Annotated in this window: 16 protein-coding genes and 3 pseudogenes; 5 read left to right on the top strand and 14 right to left on the bottom strand. The window is 35.4% G+C overall.

What is annotated here, in order from left to right; translation table 11 throughout:
* Nucleotides 1-95: 95 nt before the first annotated feature.
* The 3 genes from VK90_RS19995 to VK90_RS19985 all read right to left on the bottom strand — a co-directional run bounded on the left by VK90_RS19995 (nucleotide 96) and on the right by VK90_RS19985 (nucleotide 2,948).
* Complete coding sequence (locus VK90_RS19995; RefSeq protein ID WP_048374695.1) at nucleotides 96-1,454, bottom strand: MFS transporter; 1,359 nt, start codon at nucleotides 1,452-1,454, stop codon at nucleotides 96-98.
* 360 nt (nucleotides 1,455-1,814) lie between these two features.
* Complete coding sequence (locus VK90_RS19990) at nucleotides 1,815-2,459, bottom strand: alpha/beta family hydrolase (protein ID WP_048374693.1); 645 nt, start codon at nucleotides 2,457-2,459, stop codon at nucleotides 1,815-1,817.
* A gap of 21 nt (nucleotides 2,460-2,480) precedes the next feature.
* Nucleotides 2,481-2,948, bottom strand: a complete 468-nt coding sequence (locus VK90_RS19985) for an NUDIX hydrolase (protein ID WP_048374691.1) — start codon at nucleotides 2,946-2,948, stop codon at nucleotides 2,481-2,483.
* Nucleotides 2,949-3,155: 207 nt separating this feature from the next.
* On the opposite strand from VK90_RS19985, the pseudogene VK90_RS19980 reads away from it, so the two are divergent.
* Nucleotides 3,156-3,937, top strand: a pseudogene (locus tag VK90_RS19980) (DUF4240 domain-containing protein).
* Between the two features lie 61 nt (nucleotides 3,938-3,998).
* On the opposite strand, the gene VK90_RS19975 reads toward VK90_RS19980, so the two are convergent.
* Nucleotides 3,999-5,036, bottom strand: a complete 1,038-nt coding sequence (locus VK90_RS19975; RefSeq protein ID WP_048374690.1) for an SDR family oxidoreductase — start codon at nucleotides 5,034-5,036, stop codon at nucleotides 3,999-4,001.
* Nucleotides 5,037-5,396: 360 nt separating this feature from the next.
* A complete protein-coding gene (locus VK90_RS19970) occupies nucleotides 5,397-6,155 on the bottom strand; it encodes an SDR family oxidoreductase (RefSeq protein WP_048374688.1) in 759 nt (252 codons plus the stop codon).
* A 145-nt stretch (nucleotides 6,156-6,300) separates the two neighbouring features.
* Here VK90_RS19970 and VK90_RS19965 point away from each other — a divergent pair, with 145 nt between their 5' ends.
* A complete protein-coding gene (locus VK90_RS19965; protein WP_002172522.1) occupies nucleotides 6,301-6,867 on the top strand; it encodes a TetR/AcrR family transcriptional regulator in 567 nt (188 codons plus the stop codon).
* A gap of 90 nt (nucleotides 6,868-6,957) precedes the next feature.
* Nucleotides 6,958-7,713: a CPBP family intramembrane glutamic endopeptidase gene (locus VK90_RS19960; RefSeq protein ID WP_048374686.1), complete on the top strand. Its 756-nt coding sequence runs from the start codon at nucleotides 6,958-6,960 to the stop codon at nucleotides 7,711-7,713.
* A 211-nt stretch (nucleotides 7,714-7,924) separates the two neighbouring features.
* Here VK90_RS19960 and VK90_RS19955 read toward each other — a convergent pair whose 3' ends face one another.
* From VK90_RS19955 to VK90_RS19940, 4 genes are read right to left on the bottom strand one after another with little or no spacing between them, the layout of a single operon-like run.
* Complete coding sequence (locus VK90_RS19955; RefSeq protein WP_048374684.1) at nucleotides 7,925-8,866, bottom strand: serine hydrolase domain-containing protein; 942 nt, start codon at nucleotides 8,864-8,866, stop codon at nucleotides 7,925-7,927.
* 23 nt (nucleotides 8,867-8,889) lie between these two features.
* Nucleotides 8,890-9,780 carry an AraC family transcriptional regulator gene (locus VK90_RS19950; protein WP_048374681.1) on the bottom strand — a complete coding sequence of 297 codons (891 nt, stop codon included), beginning with the start codon at nucleotides 9,778-9,780 and terminating at the stop codon, nucleotides 8,890-8,892.
* Nucleotides 9,781-9,828: 48 nt separating this feature from the next.
* Nucleotides 9,829-10,299, bottom strand: a complete 471-nt coding sequence (locus VK90_RS19945; RefSeq protein ID WP_048374679.1) for a GNAT family N-acetyltransferase — start codon at nucleotides 10,297-10,299, stop codon at nucleotides 9,829-9,831.
* Nucleotides 10,300-10,316: 17 nt separating this feature from the next.
* Complete coding sequence (locus tag VK90_RS19940; protein WP_048374677.1) at nucleotides 10,317-10,718, bottom strand: DUF3980 domain-containing protein; 402 nt, start codon at nucleotides 10,716-10,718, stop codon at nucleotides 10,317-10,319.
* Nucleotides 10,719-10,814: 96 nt separating this feature from the next.
* Here VK90_RS19940 and VK90_RS19935 point away from each other — a divergent pair, with 96 nt between their 5' ends.
* Complete coding sequence (locus tag VK90_RS19935; protein ID WP_048374674.1) at nucleotides 10,815-11,258, top strand: NUDIX hydrolase; 444 nt, start codon at nucleotides 10,815-10,817, stop codon at nucleotides 11,256-11,258.
* A gap of 39 nt (nucleotides 11,259-11,297) precedes the next feature.
* On the opposite strand, the gene VK90_RS19930 is transcribed toward VK90_RS19935, so the two are convergent.
* Nucleotides 11,298-12,209, bottom strand: coding sequence for a DMT family transporter (locus tag VK90_RS19930; RefSeq protein WP_048374673.1), 912 nt, complete (start codon nucleotides 12,207-12,209; stop codon nucleotides 11,298-11,300).
* 124 nt (nucleotides 12,210-12,333) lie between these two features.
* Between VK90_RS19930 and pdxR the strand changes: the two genes are divergently transcribed.
* Nucleotides 12,334-13,776: a MocR-like pyridoxine biosynthesis transcription factor PdxR gene (gene pdxR / locus VK90_RS19925; RefSeq protein WP_048374671.1), complete on the top strand. Its 1,443-nt coding sequence runs from the start codon at nucleotides 12,334-12,336 to the stop codon at nucleotides 13,774-13,776.
* A 193-nt stretch (nucleotides 13,777-13,969) separates the two neighbouring features.
* On the opposite strand, the gene VK90_RS19920 is transcribed toward pdxR, so the two are convergent.
* The 4 genes and pseudogenes from VK90_RS19920 to VK90_RS19910 all read right to left on the bottom strand — a co-directional run bounded on the left by VK90_RS19920 (nucleotide 13,970) and on the right by VK90_RS19910 (nucleotide 16,210).
* Nucleotides 13,970-14,437, bottom strand: coding sequence for a GNAT family N-acetyltransferase (locus VK90_RS19920; protein WP_048374669.1), 468 nt, complete (start codon nucleotides 14,435-14,437; stop codon nucleotides 13,970-13,972).
* 172 nt (nucleotides 14,438-14,609) lie between these two features.
* Nucleotides 14,610-14,720: pseudogene (locus tag VK90_RS29075) on the bottom strand (glyoxalase); the annotation flags it as partial.
* Between the two features lie 84 nt (nucleotides 14,721-14,804).
* Nucleotides 14,805-15,065, bottom strand: a pseudogene (locus VK90_RS19915) (GNAT family N-acetyltransferase); the annotation flags it as partial.
* 188 nt (nucleotides 15,066-15,253) lie between these two features.
* Nucleotides 15,254-16,210, bottom strand: coding sequence for a VOC family protein (locus VK90_RS19910; protein WP_048374805.1), 957 nt, complete (start codon nucleotides 16,208-16,210; stop codon nucleotides 15,254-15,256).
* Between the last annotated feature and the right edge of the window lie 230 nt (nucleotides 16,211-16,440).

Below are 16,440 nucleotides of genomic sequence, written 5' to 3'. Positions count from 1 at the left end.
ATTATTCTATTAAAATTATTATAGAAAAACATGACAATTCTTCGCTAATCATTTTTAAATCCCGAAGAATCCTACCTCTCCGGGATTTAAAAAAGTTATTTAGCTGAGGTAAAATTGCTATTTTCCGCTTCTATTTGTTTTTTCTCTTTATAATAGACTCCATGTTCTTCTTTAATGAATAGCATTGCTATGCCGCCAAGTACAGCTGCACTCGCAATAGCGGCGAAATTATATTGCGGCATAAAATGCATTGAAAGAAGTATACCTACGAATGTTGGGGCCACTACACCACCAAGACGCCCAAAGGCCATTGTACTTCCTACTGCTGTTGAACGCATACTACTAGGATAGTATTGGGAAACAAAGGCATTCGACATGTTCTGTAATCCTACAGATGAAGCACCAATTACTGAAATTAAAAGAAACCCGACAAACATATTATTCGCAAACCCGATTAATGATAATGCTATTGCTCCACAGAAAAATAATGGTACAAGTACCTTTTTAAAACCAAGCTTATCCACAATTGGACCGAAAATAATCGTTCCAACAATTGCACCAATCTGCATGACCGCTGTAAATGTAAGGCTTGATTTAAGATCATACCCAGACTGCATCATAAGTCGTGGCAACCATGTACTCATCGAATAAATTAATACGAAAGCACTAAAACATGAGACCCAAAACATAATTGTACTTACTGCCCGTTTTTCCTCAAATAGCTTAACAACAGGAGAGCCTACTTCTTTAGTTGGTGGTTTTATAAATTCAATTGCCGTATCTTTACTTAATTGTGGATTTATCTTAGCTATTACCTTCTTAGTTTCTTCTATTTTCCCTCTCATTAAAAGAAAACCAACAGACTCTGGAATACTTTTTATTAAAAACGGTATGAATAATAATGGAATTCCCGCTAACCAAAAAACAGGTTTCCATCCTGCTGTCACAAGAAGGGAACGACTTGTAAGTGCCGCTGCCATAGCACCTACTGAATATCCACAAAATATGAAAGATACAATAGTAGTCCGAATCCGTTTGGGCGAAAACTCCGTTGCCAACGCAATTACATTTGGCATAACTCCACCGAGCCCAATACCCGCGATGACACGAAAAATTGTAAACATAACGGGCCCATTCGCAAAACCTGATAAAAATGTAAAAAGACTAAATATGATTGTAGTTACTAATATGATTTTTTTACGACCAATTTTATCAGCCAAAAAACCAAAGAAAGCAGCACCTATTGCAGTACCTATAGCCGAGTAACTACCAATTGCTCCTACTGTCACATCCGATATCCCCCATTCCTTAATAAGAGAAGGAACAGACGCCCCAAAAATAACAACATCATATCCATCAAATGCAATTACAATGAACAACCAAAATATCAACCAAATATGCATCGAATGAATACGGCTCTCGTCTATCACATTCATTGGGTTAATCGATTTCATTTTAATAGCCTCCTTATAAGGGAATTTTCTCTTTCTTATACTCCAATATCAGTAAACGCTTTCAGTCCCTCCTAACCTCCTGGTTATTTTTCTGAATTTTCCGTATTTAAATTGTAATAACTACTATTAAAAATTGTTATCCGTTTTTTATAGGAAAAAGAAAAGTAATATTCCTATTTAATGCGGTCTTCATTTCATAGGAATTAGATTTCTAGTAAATGCAATTATATCGGCAATTCTACAATGAATATTGATTTCCCGATCAAAAATGACAATAGTAGCAACCTATATAATAAAAAAGAGGATGTCCCAAAAGATAGTTTGGGTCATCCTCTTTTTTACATGTATTGAAAAATCAAATTAGTTTTCTCTAACGATTCCCTTCAGTTTCTCTATTACTCTTGATAAAGCTGAGATTGAATTTTCTGTTTCAAATTCCCCAACATTTAAAGAATGGTTAGCATTTTTGACAACCTCAATCTTTAAATTCGATTGATCTAATTGCTCAATTTGATTTGCATTGTATTGATGATCTTTGTCTCCAATTACTAAAAGCCCTTCGTGATGACTATGTAAGATTGACTCAAAAATCGAATGATACGTCAGTAAAGGTGTAAGTAATATCATTTTTGACTGTAAAAATCCCTCTCGCTTCATTAAATCATTAGCAATCGGGATTGTTCCGAGTGATTTTCCTAAAAACATCGATTTGTTATATTGCCCGTTTTTTAGAACTTCATTCATTACAGGATTAATATCATCCATCATTATTTTCGTTATTTCTTCCATTGTTTTTTTCATTAATTGTTCATCATAGGAGTAATGGATGTGTACAACATCGATTTTATTTTGAAGCATTACCATCGTTGTATAATAAAATAATGGCTTATCATAATTGTAACCTGAACCTGAAAACATAAAGCAAACTGTATTAAAACCTTTTTCGATATGTGTGTAACGAATTACTTTGTCATCTATATGTATCTCTTTTTTATTCCCCTTCACGGTTTTCCCCTCCGGATACGTTTACTTTTGTAAAACGATATGTTCTATATGAACTGCTATATCCTTTACTTTCTCTTTTATAAATGCTGGCTGTAAGTTATATGCATGTAGCTCTTCTATCGGCACCCACTTAAACAAATATGTTCTACCCTCTTCTTCCAAAATATATTGATCCGCTCCATTTGCAGGTAACTCATGTAGCTCTACTTCATAATAAAAACTGATTTCATGAAACTTCCGCTCAGAAAGTGTAAAGAAATTTTCTACTGACCATATTAATCTCTTCCCTTTAATAGGAACACCTAGTTCTTCTGCAAGCTCCCGTTTTAATGCATCTTCACTATTTTCTAGCATTTTCACACGTCCGCCTGGTACGTACCAAAAATCTTCACCATCACCTTGCAGAATGAGTATTTTATTATCGTGTTTACAAATTGCTCCGACGCGGTAATTAAAACATGTTTCCTCTACTTTAAACGTAAGGTCCATACTTAATCCCCCCTATATATTATTTAAATATCGAATCATTACAAAACTATTATGTATGTGCTGTACAAATAAGATTACTAAATTTCTCTATTTCATTCAATCACTTTCGAATTTTCTGAAATTCACCCTTTCCTCATTTATCATTACAGGTGTATATACATATGTTACAATCACAATGTACACTAGAAAAATATTATGGGGGTAAGAATGGAAACGTTATTAATCCAGCAAACTGAGAAATCAAATAAGTTTTGGAAAATCGTTGTGAAGGATAAAGACTACGTTGTGTTTTACGGAAAAATTGGCACAGCTGGTAGTGTGAAAGCGAAAGAGTTTGAAACAGAAGAAGAATGCATAAAAGAAGCTAACAAACTAATCGCTTCCAAACGAAAAAAAGGATATACAGACCCTATCCTTGGGGAAGTTTACATAAAAGAAAAAACGATAACGGAAGAAGAATTTTGGAATCTACTCGCTCGTGCAAAAACGCAAGGTGAAGATCAAGAAGAACAAATAGAATGGCTTACTTCTCACCTTGCTAAACTGAAATTGTAGCTTTTGATACTCATATGCACCGCATATTAAAGGCTTCTTATACGTCTCGCTTATGGGCAGCGGCTTATATAATTTTAGGTGGTTGTTCAGATGATTGTTTTGATTATTTCCGTGGATGGTTATTGTTCCAAGGAAAAGAAGTGTACGATGCGTGTATTGAAGATCCAGAACTGTTAATTCCTGTGTTAGAAAATTTGAGTGAGTATGACGTTCCAGAAATAGAAGAACTTACGCTATATTTCGGGCAAGAAGTATATGTGGAGAAAACTGGGGATGAAGATGATACATACTTTACACTTTATCATTTCTTATCCAAACAAAAATTCGACGAAATAGATATCGAGTTAGACTGGAATGAAGATGATGAAGAAGGCTTGAAACAGATGTTTCCTAAGCTATGGGAAATGTATGGAGAAGATCCGATTGAGTGGTAGATTCATAAAAGGACTCTGTTTTTATACATTAAACAGAGTCCCTTTTTCATCGTATTCTTACTTACACTCTCTTTATTTCATACCACTTATTTAACAGCACTTCTTCTCTATCATTTGAAATACCCGTTTTTGGTTCCCTATCTTTCATATCCTTCATCCACTCATACACATCTGCAACTGTATCTTCTAAACTTCTAAACGTAAGTCCCTCTTTAACTGCGCTCTCTATATTAATAGAGAATCCACCTTTCCATGACTCTGTTTCACCTTCTAATGCAAAAGTTTCGGGTAGCCATAAAGGCATTTCTGTCCATGGCTGTACTTTATTCTCATTCATAAATGATTCATCGACCCAAACAAATTCAGCATCACTATTCGTAACTTCTTTACACGTATTTAATAATTCCTCCATCGTCAATTTATCTTTCGGACCTGTTACATTAAATATACCTGCTTTATTATTTTCTGCCATGTTTAATCCAAAGCTTGCGACATCTTTTATATCAACTAACTGAACTGGTCGGTCTTTTCTTCCTGGTACTAAAACTTTTCCGCCTTTTGCTACGCGCTGAATCCAATAAGGAAGTCGGTCTGTATAATCAAACATTCCCGAAAGAAGTCCTGCTCTTACGTGTAAAACACGACCCGGCCAATACTTCTCTGCTTCTTTTTCACATAATACTTTTAATGCGCCGTAATACTCATAAGGAGATATTTCACCATTCTCTACAGCCTTTACCTTATCCACCTGCGGGTCAGGTTGTAATATATGGTCTTCTTGTATGTGATGTGGAATCCAATCTTTATATACGGAAAGGCTTGAGATGAATGTATAGTGTTTAATATTATCTTTAAGCACTTCTCCTATTTTCCTAATGTGATGCGGAGAAAATCCACAAGTGTCCACCACAGCGTCCCATTTTCGATTTTCTAAACTTGATACATCATCATTTCTATCACCGATTAACTGCTCTAATTCAGGAAAAATTTCTTTATTCGTTCCGCGATTAAATAATGTAACTTCATGCCCGTTTTTCAAAGCCTCTTCTACAAAAGCTCTTCCTAAAAAACGAGTACCGCCTAGAATTAAAATTTTCATGGTTCTCCCCCATTCATTATTAAAAATCCGTTCTTTTGTTTAACGATTTTTTATTGTAGAAAGATACGGGGTGGCTTATTTTTTCTATATTTCCTACATAGTCCTTATAATTTTCAAACTAGAATCATTTATTAGCACGGCTCACAAAAAAAGATAGATAGAGCAATTAATGTATGCTTTATCTATCCTCATTCTAAATTTATTAATCATTAATAACTACCCCTTTTGGCTATTCATTACTCTATAGCGTAAAGTCACCCAATCTATGAAAATGCTTATTTATACGGACAATGCTCCTGCCAAATTGACAGGAGCATTACTTTTTCATAACTTATTTACTTTTATATATTTGAATTCAAATTAATATGAAGTCCAGCCGCCGTCTACAGAAATCACTTGTCCGTTTACGAAACTAGCTTCGTCTGAACCTAAGAAGATAGCCAGTTGTGCAACTTCTTCTGGTTGTCCAGCACGTGGATTAATTGCCATACCTAATGCTTGGCGGCTCGCACCAAATTCGCTCACATTTGTCATTGTAGAAGCAATGTTTGTTATGACTGCTCCAGGAGCGATACCGTTACAACGGATGTTGTTGTTCGCATACATAAAGGCAGTGTTTTTTGTTAGGCCAACGACTGCATGTTTAGATGCTGTGTAAACAGCGCCAGCACGTGCACCGTATAATCCACCTGCAGAAATATTATTGACGATCGTACCGTGTCCTTGTTCCAAGAATAGATTCACTGCAATACGCATTGTTTTCATTACAGATACTGTATTCACAGAGAAAACCTTCTCCCAGCGTTCGTCTGAAACTTCACCAACAGGCTCCATTCCATCCATGATACCTGCATTATTAACAAGAATATCTAATTTCCCGTAAGCTTGTTTTGTTTCATCGAATAGACGTTGAATATCTTGATCAGAGGTAACGTTTGTTTGAACAGCAATGGCCTCTGCACCTGTAGCTTTAATTCCTTGTACTACCTGTTGAGCCCCTTCTAAATTTAAATCTGATACAACGACTTTTGCCCCTTCTTTTGCATAACCTTCTGCAATTGCTTTCCCCATGCCTGACGCAGCACCAGTGACAATTGCTACTTTATCTTTTAGTCTCATCGGAAACGGCCCCCTTTGTCTTTTATTGCACAGTTGTTCAATAAAAATTATAATATTACAAAAGAGCGCTTACAATGAGCAAAAAAGTGATAAATGTTCATTAATTAACACATTATAAGAAATGTGTTCAATAAGAGGTGAAAAAATGATGCGTACAGATATGCGTATTGTGAAAACAAAAGAGGCGTTACATAACTCATTGCTAGAATTATTAGACGAAAAAACTTTAGAAGTCATCTCTATCTCGGAAATTTGCAGAAAAGCAAAAATAAATCGCGGTACATTTTACTTGCATTATAAACAAGTGGAAGATTTATTTGAGGAGTATTTTAAAGAAATTACAGCGGATTTGACACGTTCTTATCAAGAACCTTATCGCTACGTATCAGTATTGAAAACTAGCAAATTAGATCCTTCTACAATTCGGATCTTTCATCATGTCGAAAAATATAAAACTTTCTATAGAATTGTTTTTTCCAAAAAAGTTCCTTTAATGTACTATTATTTATTTTTTGAGGAAATAAAGCATTTGTTACTTCAAGATAAAGAGTCTTCGCTTAAAGAAGGAGTGAACCATTCACTTTTTTGTTCCTACCAAGCGAATGCAATTATTGGCATCATTATTGAGTGGTATCAAAATGATTTTTCTTATAGTACCAGTTATTTAAATGATCAACTTGTTCAATTTTTAAATATGGGAGTAGATGGTTAATTTAAAACAAAGTTGTTTTATGGAATTTTTCATTTCATATATAATTAATATATCGGATATTCGATTAACAACTTATTTATACTTAGGTAGGTGAACAATATTAATAGAAGCATAGTTTATCATTCAACATTATGTATTTATTGTCTCACATCACTTGTATATATTATCCTGCTGAACATAGAAAATAGTCGTAATTATTTAGGGTTTACGATGGTTGTTCCGCTTTTAGCTGCTATTTTATATCAGAAATTATATAAGAAACAAAAAATAGTTCATACATTTGGAATTTCACGTCCAACATTAAAATCACTAATTTTCTCCATTTTATTCCCACTACTTCTAGGTCTATGTCTCCATTTCTATTTTAATATTTATAATATAAAGTTCTTATTTAATCATTGTAATGAACTGGGATTTCTCCTACTCATTGGTCTTACAATTGGATCTTTATCTGCATTTTTAGAGGAAATTATTTGGCGTGGGAATTTTTATTACTATTTACGAAAAAAATATTCATTAATACAAGCAGCAATAATTACCGCTTCACTTTGGTCTTTATGGCATTTACCAGTAGCACTCTTTTATAAAAACTATGAGTTATGGTTTGTAGGAATATTAAGTTATCTCTCATTATTATTTATATTATCTATAATCTTGACGTACACGAGAGAGTATGGTCGTTCTGTAGTACCACCCGCAATTTTACATGGTATGTTTAATGTATTTTATTTAACAGATGGATTGCAAAACAAGTGGGATGCCAGCCTAATGGAATTAATTAAATTTATCTTATTAGCAATTGTGCTCGGCATGATGTACCTTATACATCGAAAAGTTGAAAAATAGTTAACAATTAAAGAAAAAGGCATTTCAGTTTAATGTACCTTAATTAGCTCATTAAGTACTTCAACACCTTTCAATTATTCAATAATCGTATAGGTGTTGAAGTTGTCTAATCTTAGTTGAACAACTTTTTTCTCACAACACTTACTTCTTTCATTGAGAACAAAACAAGTATAACTAAATCTTTTATTCTCATTTTCATAAAATACACATCTTAATCTTTTAAATAAGGAAGTATGCAGTCTTTAATTAACTTCCATCTATCCCCTGCATTCGGTATAATTTCAGACGCAATCACCACCACCAATTCCTTCTCCGGTATACAACAAATCACATTCCCACCATCGCCCATTGCACAATATGAAAAGGCCCCGTCTTCTTCTCGTAACCACCATAAGTAACCGTATTGATTCGAATTCATTGCTGTTGATTCTTTTACCCATGATTTTGAAAGAATTTGTTTTCCATCATAAGTACCTACATTTAAATATAAACGTCCAAACTTAGCCATATCTCTAACGGTTAACGTAAGTCCCCATCCGCCCGTCGAAATACCGTTTGGATCGTGAACCCACCCTTTCACATCTTTTCCGAATAAGTCATCAAATCCAAATGCTTTCATATTGTAGTTTGGAACTTCTCTCATACCAATAGGCTGAAATAGGTGTTCGTTCGCAAACTCATGAGCACTTTTTCCCGTTGCGCTCGTAATTATTGCTGATAATAAATGAGCTCCTGCAGATGAATATTTAAAAGATCCAATTTCTCCGCCTTGTCCGATTCTATTTAACGTATACTCTATCCAATCCTTTTGTGTACATAATTCTTCTAGCGGTTCCTGCCAGTCTGCATAAGGATATGGTGCTGTCATTGTTAGAAGGTGTCGCACTGTTACTTCAGATGCCTTAAGATTATATTCTGGAAAAAACTCTATTACTTTTTGATCCACACTTTTTATATAACCTTTATCTACACATATCCCAATTAACGCAGAAATAATCGTTTTTGTGACTGATGCTACATGAAATGCATCATCTGATCCGTATCCGTTATAATATTTTTCAAAAACAACATTATCTTTTTGTACAACTAACATACCATTTATATTTTTATAGTCTTCTTTTATCATACAATCTAACTGTTCAGTAGTTTTCATTGTTCTTCCCCCTTAATCTATGATTAAAAAGGTTCGATAGGTACGTAAATGTCAACTATATGTTTATTTTCCAGGTGCTTTCTCGGATTATTTTTATATACTTCAAAAGGATACGAATCTCTCGGTTTATATCCGCTATTCGGTAGCCACTCACCGTATAAAAAATCCCATGCACCTTTATATTCGTCTTGGAATATTTCAAAGTGGCCTACTGCATATTTCCCTGAAGGTATTGTCATGAATCCAATTTCGCTGTTTCCTTCTACTACTTCATCTGGAATTGCTATGCATAGACTTGTTCTTAAATGTTTGTCTTCTGTGAATTCATGATGATCATGATAAATTGTTAACACCTTCGTATCCTCGAATACATGATAGTTTTGCTCCGTTGCGTAATGAAATAGTTTTTCTATCATTTTTGGAAAATCTATAGCTAAATTTTTATATGTACCTACATGTCTTATGTATGCGACGTTTACATTGTCCTTCATTACAATTTCAACATTTCCTCGAACCTTCTTACATTCATTGTATTGAGAACCTTCGCTTGCGTCTTTGCAATTCTTGCTATTGTGATTTCTATAGTAAGATGGACTTACTCCGTAATGATTTTTAAATGTCCGGGAGAAAACTGCTGAATCCGTGAACCCAAAGTGATAAGCAATATCTGTAATCGTCATGTCTGTGCGATACGTAAGTAGATTTGTTGCCCTTTCTAGTTTCAAACGATTCACATACCGAGATAATGGCTCGTCTACTATTCCTTTAAATATTCTATGAAAATGATACTTTGAAAATCCTGCTACATCGGCTAACTCTTCAATGGAAAGTGAATCATGTATATGTGATTCTATATAATCTTGTACTTTATAAATGCGCCTTATATACTCATTTCTACTTTGTTTACTCTCCATACTAATACCTCCTCACAACAAAAAGGCTAACTTCGCGCTAGCCTACTTTTACACATGTTTTAAAAATAAAACCCTACTCCCGCCGGTCCCGTCATAATTTGTATGTACGGATACACCTTCTATTTCATCATCCCCAGCTTCAATTTGAAAACCAATTTCTTGATGAAATTGTATCGATTTTTTATTAACTGGTGATGTGATTGCTTTTACAACTTTACAATTGTTTGCACGAGCGGCATCGAAGAAATAAGAATACAATGTCGATGCAATTCCTTTTCTTCTATACTTTGGATTTACGCCGATAAAATGAACGTACGCTTCCTCTTTATTCGTTTGTGAAAAGAAACCACATAAGAAACCTAACGTTTCTCCATTTTCTTCAATGATAAAACTTGTTTCTTGAAAGTGAACGAAGAACAATTTTGGCAACATATGTGCCATGTCTCTCCCGCCCCACCAATCATTTAAAACGGAATGAATCTTTATATAATCTTCCCCTTGAATATTTCTTACTCGCATATGTTTCTCCCTCTCACTTACTTCATTTTTTCATAAATTTTAATAACCGTTTCGACTAAAAGAATGAATACCCAAATCCCTGAAAATACAAGAACAGACTGGAATATCGATCCAATTATCATAACACCAACTGCACCTGTTATTGAAAATGATATTCCACCAAACCCTGGATCCTGTATAAGTGCTCCAGCAGAAAAAGCGGTTATAATAGATACTATTAAATAAATAACACTCATTATTTTTAATATTTTTATAGGAAGATACGAAGTTTGTTCTTTCTCCACTTGTGATAATTCGATTTCTCCACTCGCAATTCCTTTTTGCAAACAGTCCTCACATAAAAATTCTTCCTTAATTTTTTTACCACCATGCAATGTACCTGTTATTTCTTTACATCGTGAACACTTTCGATTTATCATTTTGGTATCACTCCAATCAACTATGATTATCCTAATACAATTCAACTTTTTCCTTATTATTCCTTTTATGTATTTTATAGAGAAAGGTAGTGTTTTATTATTTCGAAACTCACATTTGGTTATAAAAAACCTACTGTTCAGTATGTATTAAGACCGAGCTGTTATGCGGTTATTTTTAAGGAAGTTTATTCAAAAGTAGCTATTATCAAAAATAGAAACCGTTTCTTTTTACCAGGTGGTGGTATGGAAGGTACGGAAACGAAAGAAGCATGTTTACATCGTGAATTACTAGAGGAATTAGGCTGGGGAATTGAAATTGATCACTATATCGGTAATGCAGCACGATATTTTTATGCGGAAAAAGAAGATACATATTATTTAAATGATGGTTATTTTTACATCGGTCAAAAAATATATGAAGTTGAAACACATGAAGAGGACCATATTTTACAATGGATGTCTCCACTACTTGCTATAGAGCATTTAATTCATGATCATCAAAAATGGGCTGTTGAACAAGCACTTTTATTGCAAAAATAAAAATGATCTCCTTCTATTTGAAAGAGATCATTTTCACTGTTAACTTACTTTTTTCAAATTGAGAGCTGGCTTTTTGATTCCACCTTTTTTTACAACATATAAACCGATGAAGATAATAAGACCGCCAACTAGTTGCATCATATTGATTTGCTCCCCGATTGTTACAGCCGCAAAGATAACTGCGAACAATGGTACAAGATACATATAAACCATTACTTTCGTTGAGCCGATTTTACTAATACCGACATACCACATTGCAAGTCCGAAAATTGTCGCAAAGACGATTGAATATGCTAGAGATCCCCAGCTTAGCATGTCTACTGGCCATGTTAATGTATTTACATTGAATAAACAATATACAACAAGAGGTACAATTCCAATTAATGTTGACCATGATGTGACTCTCATTGCGGAGTATTTTGTAATGAGAGGTTGTGCCAAAATTGGATACCATCCCCACGCAATTGCTGCGACTAATCCAATTAAATTTCCGAGCCACGCATACTCGTAAGTTGCTCCTCCTGTATGCCCTGTTAATAAAACGAGTGCTGCACCAATAAAGGATAATATAGAACCAATTTGTACTTTCATCGAAAAACGTTCTTGTTTGTGCAATACTGCTAATATCCCTGTAAAAATAGGTGACATCGCAATTAATAATGAAGCGTTCGTTGCTGAAGTATATTTTACAGATAACATAAACATCGTTTGATACATTGTCGTTCCAACGATACCGACTGCTAATAATCGTAACCAATCTTTTCTTTCAATACGAAGTGAGCGTTCCATCATAAATGTAATAAGTAATAATACCGGTGATGCTACTAAAAATCGTAAACTATTAAATTGAATGGATGACATAAATGCTACGCCATACTTTCCAATTGTATAATTTGCTCCCCATACTAAAGCGACTGCTACTAGGAGCCACTCCATTTGCCATCGTTTCATCCGAATCTCCCCTTCCATATTTAGCATAGTAAAATTGGCTGGATATAACACCGTCCAATTGGCTGTTTTTTTACCCAGCCAATTTGTTATACTTGATGTATATAAGAGATGCGGAGGCGTTTGTATGGAATGGAAGCTAGATAGTGACAGTAAAATCCCAATTTATCAGCAAGTTGTTGACTTTATTGAAAGACGTATTACGTACGGAGAGCTTCCTCCAGGTAGCTTCCTTCCTTCAGAACGGAAATTAGCTACTCAGTTAAATGTGAACCGAAGTACTGTCACGACTGCTTATAATGAGCTTCGCGCTATGGGGATTGTAGAAAGTACGACTGGTAAAGGTACACGTGTTAGTACACATATGTGGGGCGTTTCTCCAACATTAACGCCGAACTGGAGGGGTTTCGTAGAGGGCGGTACTTTTTTACCAAACTTACCGTTACTTCGTCATATTCGGTCACAAGTACAGCAAAATGAAAACATTATAGATTTCGCAAATGGCGAGCTCGGTTGTAATCTCTTTCCTCACGAACAACTACAAACGATTTTGCGTGAACAACCGTTAACACAGTCATTAAGTTACGATCATCCGCAAGGCTATCTCCCGCTAAGACAAGCGGTAGTAAAATATATGAAGGAATATTTAAAAGTTGAAGCGACCGAACAATCGATTATGATTACATCCGGCGCACAGCAAGCACTTCACCTTATCGTACAATGTTTATTAAATCCAGGTGATGCCGTCGCTTTCGAAAGTCCTTCACACTGTTATTCATTACCGTTATTCCAATCAGCAGGTATTCGTATTTTCCCATTACCTGTCGATGAGCACGGTATTAATCCAGACGATGTGCAAGAGTTATATAGAAAACATCGTATTAAAATGATCTTTTTAAATCCAAATTTCCAAAATCCTACGGGAACAATGCTGCATCCAAACCGTAGAAAAAAACTGTTGTCACTTTGCGCAGACTTACGAATTGCGATCGTTGAAGATGATCCGTCAAGTTTGCTTACTTTAGAAAACAAACAACCTTGCCCTACTTTAAAATCAATTGATGAAAACGGAACAGTCATTTATGTACATTCCTTATCAAAAATGATTGCGCCAGGTCTACGTATTGGATGGCTTGTCGCTCCGCAGTCTGTAGTAGAGCGATTATCAGATGCACGGCACCAAATGGAATTAGGAATGAGCATTTTCCCCCAGTGGCTTATGCAACAATTTTTCGAAACCGTTCCATTCCAGTCACATATAGCGCCCTTACGAAAGCAACTAGCAGAAAAAAGAGATATTATCGTCCGCGCTCTAAACGAGCAACTTCATGATAAAATCTCTTTCTCTAACCCGACCGGCGGTATATACATATGGGGAAAATTAAACGAACCATTGAACGAAAAACAACTCATTATGCAAGGCTTAAAACAAGACATCGCCTTTATGCCAGGTAGTATTTTCGGTGCAAAAGAAGGTTATATTCGTTTATCTTACGGGAAAGTAAATGTTCATCAAATTGAGGAAGGGATTTCTCGTTTACGTGAGGCTATTTTAGTTTGTGGGGACTGAAATAACTTTTTAATAAATTAAAAGCCTTTTTATCGATCGACTCCAGATAATAAGTTAGCACAAAACAATGAAAAGGAGCCTTATTACAATATAAATTAAAAAGAAAGCTCCTGATGATTAATACAGGGGCTTTCATATCAAAGTATATTTGTTTTCTTTATAAATAATTATTCCTTTGTTCTAAGAATGATTATTATAAATAGTAACTCATTATGATTAATTCACCCTTGCGTCCTGTCCTTCTAACCCCATTATCACAAAAGCCACATTTCTTATATAAAGATTGTGCAGCTAAATTTTTAACGTTTACTGCTAAAACAATTTCATTAATACCTAAGAAATTATTTCGAACAAACTCAGGTAATATCTTTAAGGCTTGTTTTGCATATCCTTTCCCTTGATGGTGAAAATCTGTTGAAAATGCTCTAATTAAAACAGATTTTTCATTATCTGTATATGGTTTAACTCCTTCATTTTTATGTAAAACAAAAAATGTTACGAATTCATCGTCTTTCATGGCTAAAATTGAATGTCGATCTGAATCCTCATTCGATAGCTTTACACTCTCTTTAGGTAAACCTGTATAACAAAGTTGTTCCTCTGACAATGTATACTGATTTATCATATTTTTGAATTTTTCATTGTAAAAATGTAGCTCCATATAAATATCGCTCTCCTCAATAAACGGCCGTTTCCATTTCGTTATTTACAAGTTTCTTACCAAAAAACAATATTTTTTATAAAATAATTTAAAGAAACACCTTATTTCCTATTTACAGTCAAATAGCCCTCCTTAATATACTTAACTATACATTTGATATAAATAGAGAAACTTCAGGCTTTTCCTTTTCGGGTAAACCAAGAATTTCGCAATAAAAATTTTTTCCCTCTGCTTCAGCACCTTTTGGAATAGTTATCTGAGCGTGATGTAAACCAAGAATCATAAAATTCACTCCCCTTATCAATTGAAATTTAGATTGTTTTTCTCCTATAACCAAATATCTTTTTAAAACTTTCTAACTCCTCTTTCATTTTATATCAATAAAATACGTATCGTAAGATTCCTTAAAAGTATATCCCAGCTTTTTTGCTAGTTTAACAGATTCAGAATTAGCTCCATCCCAACTAGGGTATTTTCCTCGATCTAGACAATCTAATATGAGTACAGATACTACAACTGTTGCTAACCCTTTTCTTCTTTGATTAGGGTGACTAGCAATTTCAATTTCATCATTATATATGCTAAATGATGTTCCCGTAAAAACAACTTGTCCTTTATTTAAAAATGACAATACAGTTATTTAATGTAGTGTAGTGCTATCCTAAGAGGTAGTGAAAAATCCCTCTTGGAAATAGCACTATTTTTATACCGTAAACAGTTGTTTTGTGCCTTTTAAAACACTTATAGGAAATTAGTATTTTTTAAGACTTAATCTACCCCTGTTTCAATTTAACGCAAATTGTTTACGTTTCGTGGCTACGCTTTCCTGAACACGATAGCAGCACCAAACGCCGAGGCCGACGGTACGAAAATGTCACCCGATTTCGTCTCCGCTATCGGTAAATCGTTTTCTTCGAGATAACTTCGGGTGCGGGAGATGTCGCTCACTGCTACTGCGTACCCGGCGAATCCCGGCACTGGGGGTGCCACCTCTCCTGGTAACAGTTCTGACAACCGCGATGCGGGAACGATTGTGATGCGAGCCCCTTCCAAGGTAAAGATGTTTGTCACTCCATCCGCCCGGGCCTCACGATCCAAGTATCGGCCATATCGCCTAGTGAATTCGTCCAGCTCAGAATCGTCTACACATAAGATTGATTCGACTAAATCCGTCGCCCCATTCGGATGGTTCGGAGGTATTCGCTCCCCCAGTATGGCTGAAGGTGGGTTTTCCGCTACAGCCATACGACCTTCATGCACGTTGTCCCCGTCCATTTCCATATAGCGCACTGGAATAAGTTGAATTCCCCCAGACATCTCAAGAGGTCGCTGCACAGTGTTAACACCACTATGACTGATTCCATTCCGTTGGAAACGGTCCGCTGTCTGGTCGGCGTCCTCAGTACCAAAACAAAGAATATGCACTCCTTCATAACGAGACAGACATCTGGAGACAGTATCGACAGTGCTTTTGATTTTTCCGATTATTGCTTGGAGCACATCCGACGATGCCTGCAACGGAACGAGTTTTGCATTGCTCGGAATCTTCGCGCCTTTCTCGGCAACCGTTACGATTTCGATGAAGCTGCCTAAAAACTCGGCATGCGAATTGGCTGCTCCGAATGGCTTTGGAGGCTCTCCCTCATTTTCGGCCATCGCCGGATAGGACGGCGGCGAACAGACAAATCCCAGTTTTCTGTACAGCTCAAGTGCAGCTTCCATATTAGAGACTACATGGCCGACGTGATGAATAAATTTGATTTCAGCATGCATCTGCATCCACTCTCCTTGAATTCAATAATTGTGAAAAAAGAAAAGTTTATTTTAATTACATGAAACAATTTTGGGTAGAGACACATAGCCATCAAGCTAAAGTTTTATTGCACCCCTAGAATAAAATTTTTAGACTTTCTTGTTACAAAGAAGCTTATTTATCGTTTTTAGGATGAATGGTTTTCTTAAGTTAATGGTAATGTGGTGGTACCCCACATCCATCAACTTAA

Source organism: Bacillus sp. LK2 (assembly GCF_001043575.1).
Taxonomy (GTDB): Bacteria; Bacillota; Bacilli; order Bacillales; family Bacillaceae_G; genus Bacillus_A; species Bacillus_A paramycoides.
The sequence above is the reverse complement of the archived record's forward strand: the minus strand, read 5'-3'. Positions and strand labels throughout refer to the sequence as shown.

Bases quoted from the DNA above. Each gene is read 5' to 3' on its own strand.
- VK90_RS19975 (WP_048374690.1), bottom strand. From the start codon at position 5,036: ATGAAAATTTTAATTCTAGGCGGTACTCGTTTTTTAGGAAGAGCTTTT.
- pdxR (WP_048374671.1), top strand. From the start codon at position 12,334: ATGGAATGGAAGCTAGATAGTGACAGTAAAATCCCAATTTATCAGCAA.
- VK90_RS19965 (WP_002172522.1), top strand. From the start codon at position 6,301: ATGATGCGTACAGATATGCGTATTGTGAAAACAAAAGAGGCGTTACAT.
- VK90_RS19985 (WP_048374691.1), bottom strand. From the start codon at position 2,948: ATGGACCTTACGTTTAAAGTAGAGGAAACATGTTTTAATTACCGCGTC.
- VK90_RS19950 (WP_048374681.1), bottom strand. From the start codon at position 9,780: ATGGAGAGTAAACAAAGTAGAAATGAGTATATAAGGCGCATTTATAAA.
- VK90_RS19945 (WP_048374679.1), bottom strand. From the start codon at position 10,299: ATGCGAGTAAGAAATATTCAAGGGGAAGATTATATAAAGATTCATTCC.
- VK90_RS19995 (WP_048374695.1), bottom strand. From the start codon at position 1,454: ATGAAATCGATTAACCCAATGAATGTGATAGACGAGAGCCGTATTCAT.
- VK90_RS19955 (WP_048374684.1), bottom strand. From the start codon at position 8,866: ATGAAAACTACTGAACAGTTAGATTGTATGATAAAAGAAGACTATAAA.
- VK90_RS19920 (WP_048374669.1), bottom strand. From the start codon at position 14,437: ATGGAGCTACATTTTTACAATGAAAAATTCAAAAATATGATAAATCAG.
- VK90_RS19940 (WP_048374677.1), bottom strand. From the start codon at position 10,718: ATGATAAATCGAAAGTGTTCACGATGTAAAGAAATAACAGGTACATTG.
- VK90_RS19930 (WP_048374673.1), bottom strand. From the start codon at position 12,209: ATGAAACGATGGCAAATGGAGTGGCTCCTAGTAGCAGTCGCTTTAGTA.
- VK90_RS19910 (WP_048374805.1), bottom strand. From the start codon at position 16,210: ATGCATGCTGAAATCAAATTTATTCATCACGTCGGCCATGTAGTCTCT.
- VK90_RS19970 (WP_048374688.1), bottom strand. From the start codon at position 6,155: ATGAGACTAAAAGATAAAGTAGCAATTGTCACTGGTGCTGCGTCAGGC.